The organism is Piscinibacter sp. HJYY11 (genome assembly GCF_016735515.1).
GTDB lineage: Bacteria > Pseudomonadota > Gammaproteobacteria > Burkholderiales > Burkholderiaceae_C > Rhizobacter.
In genome coordinates, this window is sequence record NZ_JAERQZ010000001.1 from 806,222 (window position 1) to 821,949 (window position 15,728).

Sequence of the window (15,728 nt, forward strand, 5' to 3'; positions counted from 1 at the left end):
CACATCACCTGAGTTCGAGCTTGGCCACGTTGTCACGCGAGGGAGTGAGGTCGACTGGTCGACCGCGGAACGACACCTGCGTGGCCGCTGCGTTGCCGATTCTCACCCGCAAGGGAGTAGGCCCGTCGAGGCCCACGGTTTCTCCTGCTTCGAGCAGGCGGGACATCAACGGGTTGCCACGGCCGTCGATCACTTCCACCCAGGAGCGCGCCTGGGCGCGCAGCAGGAGCGCACCGTTGAGGGGTGCTGACGCGGCCAGCGACGACGCTGAGGCCACGGGCGCAGAGGCGGCGGCAGGAGCGCTCGCACTTGGCGCCGAGGCGGCTGCCGACACGGCCTCGGACGCCGGCATGACAACCGCCGGCGGCGGCAAGGTGATGACAGCCGTGGCCGGCGGTGGGGGCGTGGCAGAGGCTGCGTCGCCCTCGCGTACCGTGCTGCTGGCCTGTTCGGTCAACTCGGCCACCCAACCGACGGGCAGCAGATAGAGCACCACGCTGGCCACGAACAGCCCCACCGCCGCGATCACGATCGGGCTCTTGAGGAAACTCAGGTCACTGGGCACGCGCCGGCCGGGTTTGTCGCGAAACGGCTCGTTCAGGCCGCGGCTCAACTGCGACAAGCCCTGATCGACCGGCTGCGGCAACAGGGCCAGCACCGGTGCCGCATCGATCTTGAGCGTGCGGCAGACGGTCTGCGCCAGTGCACGGGTGAAGGTCGCGCCGGGGAGCTCGTCGTAGCGGTCGGCCTCGAGCAGCTCGAGCTTGCGCGGCGCCACCTTGATGGAGGTCGCCAGCGCAGCAATGTGCAGGCCCTTGGCCACGCGGGCCTGCCTCAGCAGGCTGCCGGCGGTGTCTGGTGTCGGTGCGGGGTCGGCGATCGGGGCGTCGCCTGGGGTGTCACTCATTGAAGAGGCCTCGATCGAAGGCCGAAGTTTCACGCGACTGCGGGAAACGGCTGCGCAGCTCACGGCCGAGCTCATTGACTCCCTGGCGATTGCCGAGCTTGTGTTCGATGCGCGCGGCGAGCCACAACGTCTGTGCGCTGGACTGGGTCGGCGTCGAGGTCACACGGCGGATGTAGAACCGCGCGCGCTCGGCCTCGCCGCGGCGCAGCAGCACTTCGGCGAGGTTGACCGCTGCGGCAGGATTGGCCGGGTCACGCTCGTAGGCCTTGCTCAAGGCCACTTCCGCCTCGGCCCACTCGCCGGCACGCGCGTGGCAGATGCCACTGGTCATCAGCGTGCGAGCGGACGCCGGGTATTGCGGCGTTCCAAGCGCTTGCTGGAACAGGGCCTGCGCCTCGCGGTAGCGCTTCTGCTGGCACTGGTACCAGCCATAGTTGTGCAAGCTGTCGGCGTCGTTCGGATTCAACTGAAGCGCGCGCTTGAAACTTTCCTGCGCCAGCGTGTCGTCGCCGAGCGCGGCATAGATCAGGCCCCGCATGTTGAAAGCCTCGCCGAGTTTTGGGTTCAGCGAGACAGCCTGCTTCACCTCGTCGAGCGCGGTGGTGTACTGGCCACGACCGAAATAGGCGCTGGCCAGCTCGAGGCGCACGCGGGCACGCTTGCTGGATTCGCTTTCGTCGGACTCGGTGACGCGATCGCGCGTCTCGCCTGGCGCAGGCGATGGCGGCGGCAGCGCGCACCCGGCAATCCATGAACTGAATGCCCAGCAAGCGGCAGTGACCCACCAGCGATTGCGGCCCACATTCATGCATGTTTCTCCGGAGTGTTGGACGAAGGGTTCTTGCGATGGATCTGGATCGGCGAACGCGTCATGCGCTCGGCGACGTTGGTGCGGTCCTGCACCTCCCCCGCCAGCTGGCCGCAGGCGGCGGCGATGTCGTCGCCGCGCGTCTTGCGCACGGTGGTCACGACGCCGGCGTCTTGCAGGATGCGCGCAAAGGCAGTCACACGATCACGCGGCGAGCGTGTGAGGCCCGACTCGGGGAAGGGGTTGAACGGAATGAGGTTGAACTTGCACGACACCGTGCGGCTGATCTGCACCAGCGCCTCGGCATGGGCAGGGGTATCGTTCACGCCGTCGAGCATGCAGTACTCGAAGGTGATGAAGTCGCGCGGCGCACGCTCGAGGTAGCGGCTGCTAGCCTCCAGCAGTTCGGCGATCGGATACTTCTTGTTGAGCGGCACGAGGTTGTCACGCAGCGCGTCTTCGGGGGCATGCAGCGACACGGCGAGCGCCACCGGGCAGTCTTCGCGCAGGCGATCGATCATCGGCACGACGCCGGAGGTGGACACCGTGACGCGGCGGCGCGACAGGCCATACCCATGGTCGTCGAGCATCACGCGCAGCGCCGGCACGAGGGCCGAGTAGTTCTGCAGCGGCTCGCCCATGCCCATCATCACCACGTTGGTGATGGCGCGTTCGCCTGGCGCCAGGTTCAAGCGCTTGCGCAGGTGATGCTCGGCAAACCACAGCTGCGCCACGATTTCGCCTGTGGTGAGGTTGCGGCTGAACCCCTGGTGGCCGGTCGAGCAGAAACGGCAGCCGACCGCACAGCCCGCCTGCGACGACACGCACAGCGTGCCGCGGTCATCTTCGGGAATGAAGACGCTCTCTACGGCGTTGCCACCGCCCACGTCGAAGAGCCACTTGATGGTGCCGTCGGCCGAGGCCTGCTCGCTGATGACGGTGAGCGGCGCCACGACGGCCACGCCGGCCAGCTTGTCGCGCAGCGATCTGGCCAGGTCGGACATGGCCGAAAAGTCGGCCTCGCCCTTTTGATGGATCCAACGAAAAAGCTGGGTGGCGCGAAAGCGCTTCTCACCCAGCTTTTCGCAATACGCGGCCAGTCCGTCGAGGTCGTAGTCGAGCAGGTTGGCCGGTGTCATGAGATGGTTTCCTTGCGCTCAGCAGGCAACGCCTACGTCGAGGCGCAAGGCCAGCACTTAGCGGCTGTAGACGTTCATGCCAGGGAAGAAGAACGCCACTTCGACAGCGGCCGTTTCCGGCGCGTCGGAGCCGTGCACGGCATTGGCGTCGATGCTGTCGGCGAAGTCGGCGCGGATGGTGCCCTTCTCGGCCTTCTTCGGGTCGGTGGCGCCCATCAGGTCGCGGTTCTTGGCGATGGCGCCTTCACCTTCGAGCACCTGGATCATGACCGGGCCGGACACCATGAAGTCCACCAGGTCCTTGAAGAACGGGCGGGCCTTGTGCACCGCATAGAACTGCTCGGCTTCATTGCGCGAGAGGTGCGCCATGCGAGCCGCGATGATCTTGAGGCCGGCGCCTTCGAAGCGCGCGTAGATCTGGCCGATCACATTCTTCGCGACCGCGTCGGGTTTGATGATGGAAAGGGTACGTTCGATCGCCATATTTCTTCTCCTGAATCAAGCACTTGGCAAAGTTTTGGATTCTAACGCTCGAAGGTGGGTTCCTTCGTAATTCCAGCAGGGCTCAGCGGCCGCGGCGGTTGCCGCCAAAGCCACCGCCTCCGCCGCCGCCGTACCCGCCACCACCCCCGCCGCCCTTGCCGCGGCCGCCGCGGTTCTTGCGGTGGAAGGCATCGGCGCCGATGTAGCCGACGGAGGTCTGCAGCGGATCCGGCTCGCGCGGGCCGCCGCCCTTCTTGTTGTTGCCGCCGCCCTGCGGGCGCTGCGGCGCACTGCCACCGGCGCCGAAACCCCCCCCGCCGCGGCCGAAGCCGCCGCCGCCCACCGGGCCACGCGGTTTCTGCACGAAGCGCTTGTCGAAGGTCTGCTCGAGCGGGTTGGGGATCTTGCTGGGGTCGAAGTCCAGGTCGTCATCACGGTCCTGGTCGTCGTAGCTGTTCTCGCGCGCCTGTGCTGGCACGGGTTGCTGCTGGCCACCACGCGGACCACGCTCCTGGCGATTGCCACGGTCGTTGCGGTCATTGCGGTTGCCGCGCTTCTGGTTGTTCTGCTGGTTGCCCGGGCCACCACGCTCGCCCTGCTGCTGGCCGGGGTTGTTGCCGCTGGCCAGCCGGCGGATCGCGCGCACGTCGTTCTCTTCGAGGTCGACCCACACCCCGCGCTTGAGGCCGCGCGGCAGCACCACCGTGCCGTAGCGGATGCGGATGAGGCGGCTCACGGTGAGGCCCACTTCGTCGAAGAGCTTGCGCACCTCGCGGTTGCGGCCTTCGGTGATGACGACGCGGTACCAGTGATTGGCACCTTCACCGCCGCCGTCCTGGATGGACTTGAAGCTGGCCATCTGGCCTTCGATGTTGACGCCGTTGAGCAGCTCTTCGCGGTCGTCTTCGGTCAGCGTGCCCAGCACGCGCACCGCGTACTCACGCTCCACGCCAAAGCGCGGGTGCATCAGCTGGTTGGCGAGTTCGCCTGAGGTGGTGAAGAGCAGCAGGCCTTCGGTGTTCAGGTCGAGGCGGCCCACCGACTGCCACTTGCCCTGCTGCAATCGCGGCAGTCGGCGGAACACCGTCGGGCGGCCCTCCGGATCATCGTGCGTGACGACCTCGCCCACGGGCTTGTGATACGCAATGATGCGCGCCGGCGGCGGCACGATGCGGATGCGCACCGGCTTGCCCTTGATCTTCACCTGGTCGCCGAACGACACGCGCTGGCCCACATGAGCCGGCTGGTCGTTGACGGTCACGTGACCGTCTTCGATCAGCTGCTCCATGTCGCGGCGCGAACCGATGCCCGACTGGGCGAGCACCTTGTGAAGCTTGGGTGCGTCGGGCTCGGCGGCCAGCACGCGCTTGTGTTCGGTGGCGGCGTCATCGCCTGCCTCCGTGGCTTCAGGCGCCTCTTCGGCGACGGGCGTTTCGACGTCGAAATCCCCCGACAACACTTGGGCGAACACCTCACCGGCCTGGTTGGCAACGGACTGCGCGGCAACAGCCGGGTCAGGCGCGCTTTCTCGCTCGCGCTGGCGATCCTTGCGGTTGCGGCGGCGGTTGCGTGACGAACGTGGCCGATCCTCGTCACCCGCACCAGCAGACTCCGAACCGCCTTCGCCGGCATCCCCCTCAGGCGCAGCCGCAACGTCAGCCGCTTCAACGCGCGGCGCCACGGGTTCTTCGCTCACCTCGTGTGGCGCGGGTTGTTCCTGCACCGCTGCAGGGGTCGCGGCGTCCGCTTCCTCGCCGGACTTGGCCGCTGCGGTGCGGCGCTTGCGCGCCGGCTTGGGCGCAGCCTCGACAGGCGCTTCGGCTGCCGGCGCATCGGCGTCCTCGACGGGTGCCGCCGCCTCGGCCTTGACCGTGCGGCGACGCCGCACAGGCTTGGCCTCGGCAGGCGCCGCATCGCCGGATGCGGAGCTCACGTCAACCGGGGTGTCGTCGTCAGGCTGGTTCATGCTTGGGGATCCGTCGGGGCGGTCTCTGCCGCGGGTTCTGAAGGTGGTTCGGAGGGTTCGGGCGGCAACACCGCCTCGTGGTCGTCATCGGATGGGTGAGCGGCAGGAAGCTCCGCAGCGCCTTGTGAAGGTTCGGCGACCTCGGCCACCGCATCAGCCGCAACAGCGATCGAGGCTTCTTCATCCTGGGCCTCCGCATGGACGTCGGCCTCGACATCGGCCTCTGCGGGAGCTTCCGTCTCGCCCTCCAGGCTCAGCACCGCCTGGCCCGAGTCTTCCAGCAACGACCCCTGGTCGGGCAGTGCCTCGGCCAAGGCCACGGCCGTTGCCGGAGCGCCTCCTTCCAGCACGGGCAGCTGCTCGAGGCTCGCGAGACCGAGGTCATCGAGGAACTGCTTGGTCGTGGCATACAAGGCCGGGCGACCTGGCGCTTCGCGGTAGCCGATGGCGTCGATCCAGCCGCGGTCCTCGAGCTGCTTGACGATCTGGCTGCTGACAGTCACGCCGCGGATGTCTTCGATGTCACCCCGCGTCACCGGCTGGCGGTAGGCGATGATGGCCAGCGTCTCCATCACCGCGCGCGAATACTTGGGCGGCTTCTCGGGGTTGAGCCGGTCAAGGAAGTCGCGCATCTCGGGCCGGCTCTGGAAGCGCCAGCCGGTGGACAAAGCCACCAGCTCGACGCCCCGCCCTTCCCAGTCACGGGTCAGCTCGTCGAGCAGGGCCCTCAGGCTGTCGGGGCCCAGTTCATCGGCGAACAGGGTGCGCATGTCCTTCAGGGGCAAGGGCTGCTGCGCACAGATGAGCGCGGTTTCGAGGACGCGCTTCGCATCCTGTGTGTTCATAGACGTCGTCTACATCCTCAGTCGGGATCGCCGGACACGTTTCCGGCATCGCATCGGGACTCTTTCACAGCGGCTTTTCGCATGGGACTGCCGTCAGGCGGCATGTCCACGTCGTCGGCTGCTGAGTGTGTGGCCTTGAAGTTCACACCGCTCATCGCGGTGAACCACGGATCGCGCCCCTTTCGGCACGATCATTTCCGCAGGTGCGCGCTGTGCGCGGCGCGCCAAACGCAAATCAGACGCTCGAGACCCTGGGGAGAACTGCCGGCATTGTATAGAAGCTCGGAGGGGGGCGCCACGGCCTACTCGACCTGCTTCCACGCCTCGGCCAGATCCGCCGGCAAGCCAGCCCGGAATGCCACGGGCTCACCACTGTGCGGATGCGCGAATGCCAGCTGCTCCGCATGCAAGGCTTGCCGATGCAGACCGAGCGCTGGCCGGCCGCCGTACATGGCATCGGCAAGCAGCGGGTACCCGCGCGACGCGAGGTGCACGCGGATCTGATGCGTGCGCCCGGTGTGCAGCTTGCAGCGCACGGCGGTCACGGGGCCGTCATCGGTCTCGGCCATGGCGAGCCGGGTAACGTCGGTCTGCGCCGGCTTTCCGCTGGCGACGATGGCCATGCGCACGCGCGATTGCGGGTCGCGCGCGAGCGGCCGGTCGATGTGCAGAAACTTTTCGGCGAACCGCCCGTGAACCAGCGCGAGGTACTCGCGGCGAACCTCGCGTGCTGCGATCGCTCGTACGAGGGCAGTGACGGCCGGCAAGGTCTTGCCGACCACCATCAGGCCCGAGGTGTCCTTGTCGAGCCGGTGCACGATGCCGGCGCGCGGCAGGGAGGCGGCCTCTGCGTGGTGGGCCAGCAACCCGTTGAGCAAGGTCCCTGACCAGTTGCCCGCTGCCGGGTGCACCACCAGGCCGGCAGGCTTGTCGATCACCAGCAGGTGATCGTCCTCGAACACGATCGGCAAGGCGACCGGCTCGGCCTTGAAGGCACGGCTCTCGGCCGTCGGCACGAGCTCGACCTCCACGCGCTGCCCGGCCAGCACCTTGCGCGACGCAGCCTTGCCGGGCGCGCCGTCGACCCAGACGTGCCCGGTGTCGATCAGATGCTGCAGGTGGTTGCGCGAGAACTCGTCTGCCATCGTGACGAGCATCTTGTCCAGGCGGGTGCCGTGCAGCTCGGCCGGCACGAGGCTCGTGCGTCGCTCAGGCGCGTCGTCTTCCTCCTGCTCGGTCAGCAGGGGCACCAGGGCCGGCAGCGGGGGGCGAACCATATACTCTGCGCTTTTCCACTCGAAGCGCTGCCGCGGCGGCGCCATGTCGTTGATGAATCGGATCCGCTGGACTCGCCGCGCGTCGAAAGCCTTGTCGCTGGCTGTGGTGTCGCTGCTGCTGTCGGCCTGCGACTCGGTCCCGAAGGACGAGACCGCCGGCATGAGCGTGGAGAAATTGTATTCAGAGGCTCGCGAAGAAGCCTCTGCCGGCAACTATGAACGCGCGCTCAAGCTGTATGAACGGCTCGAGGGCCGCGCCGCCGGCACGCTGCTGTCGCAGCAAGCGCAGCTGGAGCGGGCGTACATGAGCTTCCGCACCGGCGAGAAGGCCCAGGCCCTTGCCATCGTCGAGCGCTTCATCAAGCTGCACCCCACCAGCCCCGCCTTCGACTACGCGCTGTACCTCCAGGGCGTGATCAACTTCAACGACAACCTGGGCATCTTCGGCAGCCTGGCCAACCAGGACCTGTCGGAGCGTGACCAGCAGGCCTCGCGCGACTCGTATCAGTCGTTCAAGCAACTGGCCGAACAGTTCCCGCGCTCCAAGTACACGCCGGACGCACAGGTGCGCATGCGCTACATCGTGAACTCGCTCGCGGCGTATGAAGTGCATGTGGCGCGCTACTACTATCGCCGTGGTGCCTACCTCGCGGCGGTCAATCGCGCACAGCAGACGCTGCAGGAGTTCCAGCAGGCACCGGCTGCCGAAGAAGCACTGGCGCTGCTCGTGCAGTGCTACGACAAGCTCGGCCTGACCCAGCTGCGAGACGATGCCCGCCGCGTGCTGCGCCAGAACTTCCCGACCAGCAGCTTCCTGGCCACCCTCCCGGCGCCGAAGTAAGCAGCTTCAAAACGGCAACGCGGCGGCGGACAGCTCCGCCAGCCAGGCCAGCGCCTCCTCCTCAGACGCCACACGTGTCATCGGCGGCAAGGCTTCGCGCAAGCGGCGACCGTAGTTCATACCGGCCATCCGCGGGTCGCAGACCACCAGGAGGCCCCGGTCGGTCTCGCTGCGAATCAATCGCCCGGCGCCCTGTTTCAGCGAGACCGCCGCCTCGGCGATGAAATAGTCCGCAAAGGGATTGCGGCCTTCGCTTTCCAGGCGTTTCACCCGTGCCTCGACCAGGGGATCGTTGGGCGGCGGAAACGGCAGCTTGTCGATCAGCACGCACTGCAGCGCTTCGCCGGGCACGTCGATGCCTTCCCAGAAGCTCTGCGAGCCCACGAGCACCGAGCGAGGCTGGTTGAGAAACTGCTGGAGCAGTTGCCGCTTCGGCGCATCACCTTGCTGCAGCACCTGGATCGAATCCAGCTCGGCCTCGAAGATCGAGCGCAGACGTTCTCCGATGGCCTGCAGCGCACGCAGCGTGGTCGTCAGCACGAAGGTGCGCCCACCGAGCGCACGCGCCAGGCGAGCCGCCAGCGCCGCCACCTCGGCCGGATGAGCGCCTTCATTCGGCTTGGGGAAACGCGTGGGCACGTAGAGCCGCGCATGGGCCGGATAGTCGAACGGGCTGCCGACCCGCAGCACCTCCGCGTCGTCGAGCCCCGCAGGTTCCGTGAACCAGCTCAGGCGCTCGTCGTCTCCCAGCGTCGCCGAGGTGAAGACCCAGGCCTTGGGCGCTGCGTTCATCTGCTCGCGCAGCGCTTCGCGGATGTCGAGCGGCGACTCGACCATGCGCGCCTGGTGCGGCGACAGATCGATCCAGCGCACACGGCCGGGCGTCGCCTCGCGGCTGAACTGCTCGGCATGACGGGCGAGCTGACGCGCACGTTCGGCGAGCTTCGTGAAGTCGGGCGCCAGCTCGTCCACGGTGTCGAGGGCTTCGGCCGCCGCGCTGCAGGCGTCCGCCACGGCGACGAGAGCTGCCTGGAAGTCGTCTCGTTCGGACCGCTCATCCCAGCGCAACTTGAAACTGCCCCGCACTTCGCGCAGCGGCCCCACCGCCGCAAGCCGCAGCTCCCGCGCGGCACGATCGCAGGCGGCGGAGAGGTCCTGCCATGGCACCAGGCCGCGCGCGAGTTGCAGGCCTGCTCCCAGCATGTCGCGGGCAAAGTCGATCACCTGCGCACTGCCCAGCGTCACACCGAGAAACTGCACGCCGGCTTCGGCCAGCTGATGCGCCTCGTCGAACACCGCCACTTCCACGCTCGGCAACAGCTCGGCCACCCCACTGTCGCGCAGCGCCATGTCGGCGAAGAAGAGGTGGTGGTTCACCACCACCAGGTCGGCCGCCATGGCCTCGCGCCGGGCGCGCATGACGTGGCATTGACGGTAATCGGGGCACTCGCTGCCGAGGCAGTTGTCGCGGGATGAGGTGACGAGCGGGATCACGCTCGAGCGCTCGTCCAGGCCCTCGAGCTCTGCCAGGTCACCGCTTTGCGTGCTCTGAGACCAGGCCTCGATCTTGGCCAGCGTGCGCGCCGCCCAGCGATCGGGCAGCTGGGCCGACTGGTGCGCCTGCTTCATGCGGTGCAGGCACAGGTAGCTCGCCCGCCCTTTCAGCAGCGCCAGCGAGATGGGCAATTGCAGCGCGTCTCGCAAGCGTGGCAAGTCCCTCAGGAAAAGCTGGTCCTGCAGACTTTTGGTGGCCGTGCTGACCAGCGCCCGTTTGCCTGACAGCAAGGTCGGCACGAGGTAGGCGAAGGTCTTGCCCACGCCCGTGCCCGCTTCGGCGACCAGGGCTTTCTGCCCGTCGATGGCCTCGGCCACCGCGTCCGCCATGCGCTGCTGGGCTTCACGCTCGATGTAGCGCTCGTCCGCCTCGGCCAGAGGGCCGCCCGACGCAAAGGCCTGCGCCACATGCTCGCGAAGAATGCTCATGCGGGCTCTGGGGGCTCCAGCTGGGCTTCGAGTTGGGAAATCTGGTCGCGCAGGATGAGGCGGCGCTTTTTCAGCCTTCGCAGTGCCAATTCGTCGGGCCGGCCCTCGCCGACCTGGTCGATGAGCGAATCGAGGTCGGCGTGTTCCATGCGCAGCTCGATCAATCGGCGCTGTGGCGAATGCAGGTTGTCATCCATGAAAGCGCGATGAGGGCAGCGAGGCGGAAGCGATTATAGTTTTCGCCCATGAGCAATCCACCTGGCTACCGGCTGTCTGCGGCCACCGGCATTCACCGCGGCGACCGCGCCTACCAGCAGGACCAGGTCGAAATCCTGCCCCATCACCGGATCCCCGGCTGCGCGCTGGCCGTGCTGGCCGACGGCATGGGCGGCAAGAGCGGAGGCCGCAAGGCCGCTGACCAGGTGATCCTCACCGCGCGCCAGCTCTTCGATCGCTACAGCCCCAACCAGGACGACCCGTCCGAGTTGCTGAAGCAGCTGGTGCTGGAAGCGCACCTGATGATCAAGCTGACCGCGATCACGGCCGAGGAAGAGCCGCACAGCACGGTCACCGCGTTCCTGATCAGCCCTTCTCGCGAGTGCGACATGATCCATGCGGGGGACTCCCGCGTGTACCACTTCCGCGGGCCCGACATGGTTCGCCGCACGATCGACCACTCGTTCGTGCAGCGCCTGGTCGATGAAGGCCAGATCACCGAAGACGAGGCCAACACCCACCCGCAGTCCAACCTGCTGACCGGGTGCCTGGGCACCTTCCAGGATCCGCCGCTTACCCTTCACCACATCGACCGCCTGGAAATCGGCGACACCATGCTCGCCTGCAGCGACGGCCTGTGGCACTACTTCACGCCCAAGGAACTGGGCGCGATCGTGCACACGCTGCCCCCGCGTGAAGCGAGCGAGATGCTGGTGAGCAAGGCCCGCCAGCGGGCCCGTGGATCGGGCGACAACCTGTCGCTGGCGCTCGTGCGCCTCGACCCGCTGAGCTGACGCGTCAGCCAGCGGCGCTCGCCGGTGGCGGCAAGGGCCGCGGCGCTGGCTTCGTGCGCGCTCGTTCGGCGTTGCGCTCTTCCACCTTCTTTCGGTGCGCTTCGATCTCGCGTTGGCGGGCCTCGAAATCTGCACGCTTTTCCTGCTCGCGTGCATTGCGGCTTTGCTCGTCCACCTGCGGCTTTTGCCGCGCTTGGGCGGGCTTGCGGGCTGCAGCCGAACGTGCTTTTGACGCTGCCGGCGCTGGCGCCGATGCAGCGGCTTCCGCCGCAGCCGCCTTGTCGGCAAGTCGCTTCTTGCGAGCATCCGCCTTCGCCTGGCGCTCGGCCGCGTCCAGCGCGTTTTCCTGCGCAGCCACGTGGCTCAGGGCCTTCTGTTTCTCGATCCGCACTTTGTCGAGGCATGGCGTCACGACGAACTGCGTCTTGCAGGCCTCGGCGCGGCGAGCGTAGTCGGCTTCGATGGACTCGCGCTCGCGCTTGAGGTCTTCGCGGTCGGCCGCATGGGCAGCCGTGAGGGCCGCGAGTGCGAGACAGAACACGGCGGCCTTCATGTCAGCGAAGTGTCCACGTCCCGCTTTGCCAGCGACAGGAATTCAGTCGACTGCATCTCGTTGAGGCGCGACACGGTGCGCGGGAACTCGTGCGCCAACGGCCCTTCGGTGTACAGCTGCTCGGGCGGCACGGCGGCCGACATGATGAGCTTCACACGACGGTCATAAAGCACGTCGACCAGCCACGTGAAGCGCCGCGCCTCGGAGGCGAGCCGCGGCGACATCTGCGGCACATCTGACAGCAGCACCGTGTGGAACTGCGTTGCCAGTTCGAGGTAGTCGTTCTGCGAACGCGGGCCACCGCAGAGCTGCTTGAAGTCGAACCACACGGCCCCGCCCGCCTTGCGGCGGGCCTGCAACTCGCGGTGCTCGATGTGCAGCACCGGGGGCTCGTCCTTGCTCTCGGCAAGGCGGGTGAAGGCCTCGCTCATCGCGGCATCGGCTTCGGGCCCGAGCGGCGTGTGGTACAGCTTGACCTGCTCAAGCGTGCGACGGCGGTAGTCGGTGCCGTTGTCCACGCTCAGCACCTCCATCTTCTCCTTCAGCAGCTCGATCGCCGGCAGGATGCGGTCACGGTGCAGGCCGTTCGGGTACAGCCCGTCGGGCTCGAAGTTGGAAGTGGTGACGATGCTCACGCGGTGCTCGAACAGCGATTCGAGCAAACGGTGCAGGATCATCGCGTCGGTCACGTCGGCGACGTGGAACTCGTCGAAGCAGATGAGCCGATAGCGCCGCGCGATGCGCTTGCCCAGCTCATGCAGCGGGTTGACCGTGCCCTTGAGTTCAGCCAGCTCGCGGTGCACCTCGCGCATGAACTCGTGGAAGTGCAGGCGGGTCTTGCGGGTGAGCGGCACGGCGTTGAAGAAGCAATCCATGAGGAAGCTCTTGCCCCGCCCCACCCCGCCGTGCATGTAGACGCCACGCGGGATGGGCGGCTTGACCACCAGCTTGGTGATCGCATTGCTGCGGCGGGACTTGTAGTCCGCCCACTCCCGCTCGCAGCGTTCGAGCGCATCGATGGCGCGCAGCTGGGCCGGGTCGGGCTGGTAGCCCCGCTCGGCCAGCGTCTGCTCGTAGAGCGCTCGAACGCCCGTCACGTCAGAAGTTCAGCGTGCGCTTGTCGACCGCAAGCGCGGCTTCTTTGGTGGCCTCGCTCAACGACGGGTGCGCGTGGCAGATGCGCGCGATGTCTTCGGCCGAGGCCTTGAACTCCATCGCCACCACCGCTTCCGAGATGAGTTCGGAGGCCATCGGGCCCACGATGTGCACACCCAGAATCTCGTCGGTCTTGGCATCGGCCAGGAACTTCACCATGCCCGTCGTGTCGCCCAGGGCCCGCGCGCGACCATTGGCGGTGAAGGGGAAGGTGCCGGCCTTGTAGGCACGGCCAGAGGCCTTGAGCTGCTGTTCGGTCTGGCCCACCCACGCGATCTCCGGCGAGGTGTAGATCACCCACGGGATGGTGTTGAAGTTCACGTGCCCATGCTGGCCGGCGATGCGCTCGGCCACCGCCACGCCTTCTTCCTCGGCCTTGTGCGCGAGCATGGGGCCGCGCACCACGTCGCCGATGGCCCAGACGTTGGGCAGGTTGGTCTTGCAGTCGTCGTCGACCACGATGGCACCACGCTCGTCGAGCTTCAGACCCACGGCCTCACCGTTCAGGCCGATGGTGTTCGGCACACGGCCGATTGAGACGATGAGCTTGTCGACTTCCAGCGTCTGCGCTTCGCCCTTGGCGTTGGCATACGCCACGGTCACGCCCTTCTTGCCGGACTTGACCTCGTTGATCTTCACGCCCAGTTCGATCTTCAAGCCTTGCTTGACGAAGGCCTTGTTCGCTTCCTTGGCAATCTGCTCGTCGACGGCACCCAGGAAGGTAGGCAGCGCTTCCAGCACGACCACCTCGGCACCGAGGCGACGCCACACCGAGCCCATCTCGAGGCCAATCACACCGGCGCCGATGAGGCCCAGCTTCTTCGGCACCGAGGGGATGCGCAGCGCGCCGTCGTTGGAGAGGATGTTCTCTTCGTCGAATGCCGCGCCCGGCAGTGCACGCGGATTGGAGCCCGTGGCAAGGATCACGTGCTTGGCGGTCAGGCTCTCTTCAGCCGCGCCCGCCACCTTGATCTCGTAGCCGACATCGGCGGCCTTCACGAACGAGCCCCGGCCGTGGAAGAACGACACCTTGTTCTTCTTGAACAGGTACAGGATGCCGTCGTTGTTCTGCTTCACGACGGTGTCTTTGCGGCCGAGCATCTTGGCGACGTCGATGCTCAGGTTCGACAGGCCGATGCCATGGTCGGCGAAATGCTTGCCGGCATGCTCGAAGTGCTCGCTCGATTGCAGCAGCGCCTTCGAGGGAATGCAGCCCACGTTCGTGCAGGTGCCGCCGGGTGCGGGGCCGCCCTTGCTGTTCTTCCACTCGTCGATGCAGGCGACATTGAAGCCGAGCTGCGCGGCGCGAATGGCGGCGATGTAGCCGCCGGGGCCGCCACCGACGACGACCACGTCAAAAGATTTGCTCATGGTCGTGTCCTCAGATGTCGAACAGCAGGCGAGCCGGATCTTCCAGCGCTTCCTTCATCGCCACGAGCGACAGCACGGCTTCGCGGCCGTCGATGATGCGGTGGTCGTAGCTCATCGCCAGGTAGTTCATCGGGCGGATGACGATCTGGCCGTTCTCGACGACGGCGCGGTCCTTGGTCGCGTGCACGCCCAGGATTGCCGACTGAGGCGGGTTGATGATCGGGGTCGACAGCATCGAGCCGAAGGTGCCGCCGTTCGAGATGGAGAAGGTGCCGCCGGTCAGCTCTTCGAGCGACAGCTTGCCTTCCTTCGCCTTGTTGCCGAACTCGGCGATCTTCTTCTCGATCTCGGCGAAGGTCATCTGGTCGGCGTTGCGCAGGATGGGCACCACCAGGCCGCGCGGCGAGCCGACCGCGATGCCGATGTCGAAGTAGCCGTGGTAGACGATGTCGTTGCCGTCCACCGAGGCGTTGACGACCGGGTAGCGCTTGAGCGCAGCCACGGCCGCCTTCACGAAGAAGCTCATGAAGCCCAGCTTCACGCCGTGCTCCTTCTCGAACTTCTCCTGGAACTTCTTGCGCATCTCCATCACCGGGGCCATGTTCACTTCATTGAACGTGGTGAGGATGGCGTTGGTCGATTGCGACTGCACCAGGCGCTCGGCCACGCGCGCGCGCAGGCGGCTCATCGGCACGCGCTGCTCGGGGCGGTCGCCGAGATTCATCGCGACAGGTGCGGTCACGGCGGGCAGCGGCTTGGCGACAGCGGCATTCACCGGTGCGCTCACGGGTGCGGCGGCCGCGGGCTTGGCACCCCCGGCGATCGCGCCCAGCACGTCGCCCTTGGTCACACGGCCGTCCTTGCCGGTGCCGGCGACGGCGCTGACCGCGAGGTTGTTGTCAGCCAGCAGCTTGGCAGCGGCCGGCATGGCCACGTCGCCCTTGCTGCCGCCGGCGGCGGGCGCTGCCGCGGCCGGCGCGGGAGCTACTGCAGCGGGCGCAGGCGCGGCCGCAGCAGGCGCAGCGGCACCAGGCTTGCCATCGGTGTCGATCTTGGCGATGACTTCGTCGCTCACGACGCTGGAGCCATCACCCTTGACGATTTCACCCATCACGCCGGCCGACGGTGCCGGCACTTCGAGCACGACCTTGTCGGTCTCGATCTCGATGAGGATTTCATCCACGGCCACGGCGTCGCCGGGCTTCTTCTTCCACTGCAGCAGCGTCGCTTCGGCGACGGATTCGGAAAGCTGCGGAACCTTGACTTCTACGATTGCCATTTTTGTGTCTCGATGCTGTCGTTAGAGCACTCGCTGCGACAACCGCGGCGTTGAGAGGCGTCGAAGACGCCTTTCGAACGGCGCAGGTTATTGCGGCAGACGTGCCGCAAT

At 67.0% G+C, this 15,728-nt stretch carries 15 protein-coding genes; 2 read left to right on the forward strand and 13 right to left on the reverse strand.

Annotation, left to right across the window (positions count from 1 at the left end; all coding sequences use genetic code 11):
* Window positions 1–4: 4 nt before the first annotated feature.
* The 7 genes from JI745_RS03635 to JI745_RS03665 all read right to left on the reverse strand — a co-directional run bounded on the left by JI745_RS03635 (window position 5) and on the right by JI745_RS03665 (window position 7,425).
* Window positions 5–907, reverse strand: a complete 903-nt coding sequence (locus JI745_RS03635; RefSeq protein ID WP_201803832.1) for a helix-turn-helix domain-containing protein — start codon at window positions 905–907, stop codon at window positions 5–7.
* Window positions 900–1,715, reverse strand: a complete 816-nt coding sequence (gene pilW, locus JI745_RS03640) for a type IV pilus biogenesis/stability protein PilW (RefSeq protein ID WP_201803833.1) — start codon at window positions 1,713–1,715, stop codon at window positions 900–902. The genes JI745_RS03635 and pilW overlap by 8 nt, the downstream gene beginning before the upstream one ends.
* The gene (gene rlmN / locus JI745_RS03645) at window positions 1,712–2,854 is read right to left on the reverse strand and encodes a 23S rRNA (adenine(2503)-C(2))-methyltransferase RlmN (RefSeq protein ID WP_201803835.1); all 1,143 of its coding nucleotides are present in this window, start codon (window positions 2,852–2,854) and stop codon (window positions 1,712–1,714) included. The genes pilW and rlmN overlap by 4 nt, the downstream gene beginning before the upstream one ends.
* Window positions 2,855–2,911: 57 nt before the next feature.
* Window positions 2,912–3,337: a nucleoside-diphosphate kinase gene (gene ndk, locus JI745_RS03650; RefSeq protein WP_201803836.1), complete on the reverse strand. Its 426-nt coding sequence runs from the start codon at window positions 3,335–3,337 to the stop codon at window positions 2,912–2,914.
* A gap of 82 nt (window positions 3,338–3,419) precedes the next feature.
* Window positions 3,420–5,303 carry a pseudouridine synthase gene (locus tag JI745_RS03655; protein WP_201803838.1) on the reverse strand — a complete coding sequence of 628 codons (1,884 nt, stop codon included), beginning with the start codon at window positions 5,301–5,303 and terminating at the stop codon, window positions 3,420–3,422.
* Entirely contained in the window at window positions 5,300–6,148 is an 849-nt protein-coding gene (gene scpB, locus JI745_RS03660; protein WP_201803840.1) for an SMC-Scp complex subunit ScpB, read from the reverse strand. Before scpB ends, JI745_RS03655 begins: the two co-directional genes overlap by 4 nt.
* Before the next feature lie 302 nt (window positions 6,149–6,450).
* Window positions 6,451–7,425, reverse strand: a complete 975-nt coding sequence (locus tag JI745_RS03665; RefSeq protein ID WP_201803842.1) for an RluA family pseudouridine synthase — start codon at window positions 7,423–7,425, stop codon at window positions 6,451–6,453.
* A gap of 52 nt (window positions 7,426–7,477) precedes the next feature.
* Between JI745_RS03665 and JI745_RS03670 the strand changes: the two genes are divergently transcribed.
* Window positions 7,478–8,266 (forward strand): outer membrane protein assembly factor BamD, encoded by a 789-nt coding sequence (locus JI745_RS03670; protein ID WP_201812319.1) that lies wholly within the window; start codon window positions 7,478–7,480, stop codon window positions 8,264–8,266.
* Between the two features lie 6 nt (window positions 8,267–8,272).
* On the opposite strand, the gene JI745_RS03675 is transcribed toward JI745_RS03670, so the two are convergent.
* Both JI745_RS03675 and JI745_RS03680 read right to left on the reverse strand, forming a co-directional pair.
* A complete protein-coding gene (locus tag JI745_RS03675; RefSeq protein WP_201803844.1) occupies window positions 8,273–10,249 on the reverse strand; it encodes an ATP-dependent DNA helicase in 1,977 nt (658 codons plus the stop codon).
* Window positions 10,246–10,446 carry a YdcH family protein gene (locus JI745_RS03680; protein ID WP_201803845.1) on the reverse strand — a complete coding sequence of 67 codons (201 nt, stop codon included), beginning with the start codon at window positions 10,444–10,446 and terminating at the stop codon, window positions 10,246–10,248. The genes JI745_RS03675 and JI745_RS03680 overlap by 4 nt, the downstream gene beginning before the upstream one ends.
* A gap of 48 nt (window positions 10,447–10,494) precedes the next feature.
* On the opposite strand from JI745_RS03680, the gene JI745_RS03685 reads away from it, so the two are divergent.
* Window positions 10,495–11,259 (forward strand): PP2C family serine/threonine-protein phosphatase, encoded by a 765-nt coding sequence (locus tag JI745_RS03685; protein ID WP_201803846.1) that lies wholly within the window; start codon window positions 10,495–10,497, stop codon window positions 11,257–11,259.
* 4 nt (window positions 11,260–11,263) lie between these two features.
* Here the strand turns inward: JI745_RS03685 and JI745_RS03690 are convergent, their stop codons facing one another.
* From JI745_RS03690 to odhB, 4 genes are read right to left on the reverse strand one after another with little or no spacing between them, the layout of a single operon-like run.
* On the reverse strand, window positions 11,264–11,812 hold the full coding sequence (locus tag JI745_RS03690) for a hypothetical protein (RefSeq protein ID WP_201803847.1): 549 nt from the start codon (window positions 11,810–11,812) through the stop codon (window positions 11,264–11,266).
* The gene (zapE, locus tag JI745_RS03695) at window positions 11,809–12,909 is read right to left on the reverse strand and encodes a cell division protein ZapE (RefSeq protein WP_201803848.1); all 1,101 of its coding nucleotides are present in this window, start codon (window positions 12,907–12,909) and stop codon (window positions 11,809–11,811) included. The genes JI745_RS03690 and zapE overlap by 4 nt, the downstream gene beginning before the upstream one ends.
* Window position 12,910: 1 nt before the next feature.
* The gene (lpdA, locus tag JI745_RS03700) at window positions 12,911–14,338 is read right to left on the reverse strand and encodes a dihydrolipoyl dehydrogenase (RefSeq protein ID WP_201803849.1); all 1,428 of its coding nucleotides are present in this window, start codon (window positions 14,336–14,338) and stop codon (window positions 12,911–12,913) included.
* A 10-nt stretch (window positions 14,339–14,348) separates the two neighbouring features.
* Window positions 14,349–15,617, reverse strand: a complete 1,269-nt coding sequence (gene odhB / locus JI745_RS03705; RefSeq protein WP_201803850.1) for a 2-oxoglutarate dehydrogenase complex dihydrolipoyllysine-residue succinyltransferase — start codon at window positions 15,615–15,617, stop codon at window positions 14,349–14,351.
* Between the last annotated feature and the right edge of the window lie 111 nt (window positions 15,618–15,728).

What these genes read in the sequence shown, in the direction of transcription:
- rlmN (WP_201803835.1), bottom strand. Translation starts at nt 2,854, where the DNA reads ATGACACCGGCCAACCTGCTCGACTACGACCTCGACGGACTGGCCGCG.
- JI745_RS03675 (WP_201803844.1), bottom strand. Translation starts at nt 10,249, where the DNA reads ATGAGCATTCTTCGCGAGCATGTGGCGCAGGCCTTTGCGTCGGGCGGC.
- JI745_RS03685 (WP_201803846.1), top strand. Translation starts at nt 10,495, where the DNA reads ATGAGCAATCCACCTGGCTACCGGCTGTCTGCGGCCACCGGCATTCAC.
- JI745_RS03655 (WP_201803838.1), bottom strand. Translation starts at nt 5,303, where the DNA reads ATGAACCAGCCTGACGACGACACCCCGGTTGACGTGAGCTCCGCATCC.
- scpB (WP_201803840.1), bottom strand. Translation starts at nt 6,148, where the DNA reads ATGAACACACAGGATGCGAAGCGCGTCCTCGAAACCGCGCTCATCTGT.
- JI745_RS03680 (WP_201803845.1), bottom strand. Translation starts at nt 10,446, where the DNA reads ATGGATGACAACCTGCATTCGCCACAGCGCCGATTGATCGAGCTGCGC.
- pilW (WP_201803833.1), bottom strand. Translation starts at nt 1,715, where the DNA reads ATGAATGTGGGCCGCAATCGCTGGTGGGTCACTGCCGCTTGCTGGGCA.
- JI745_RS03665 (WP_201803842.1), bottom strand. Translation starts at nt 7,425, where the DNA reads ATGGTTCGCCCCCCGCTGCCGGCCCTGGTGCCCCTGCTGACCGAGCAG.
- odhB (WP_201803850.1), bottom strand. Translation starts at nt 15,617, where the DNA reads ATGGCAATCGTAGAAGTCAAGGTTCCGCAGCTTTCCGAATCCGTCGCC.
- JI745_RS03690 (WP_201803847.1), bottom strand. Translation starts at nt 11,812, where the DNA reads ATGAAGGCCGCCGTGTTCTGTCTCGCACTCGCGGCCCTCACGGCTGCC.
- JI745_RS03670 (WP_201812319.1), top strand. Translation starts at nt 7,478, where the DNA reads ATGAATCGGATCCGCTGGACTCGCCGCGCGTCGAAAGCCTTGTCGCTG.
- JI745_RS03635 (WP_201803832.1), bottom strand. Translation starts at nt 907, where the DNA reads ATGAGTGACACCCCAGGCGACGCCCCGATCGCCGACCCCGCACCGACA.
- lpdA (WP_201803849.1), bottom strand. Translation starts at nt 14,338, where the DNA reads ATGAGCAAATCTTTTGACGTGGTCGTCGTCGGTGGCGGCCCCGGCGGC.
- ndk (WP_201803836.1), bottom strand. Translation starts at nt 3,337, where the DNA reads ATGGCGATCGAACGTACCCTTTCCATCATCAAACCCGACGCGGTCGCG.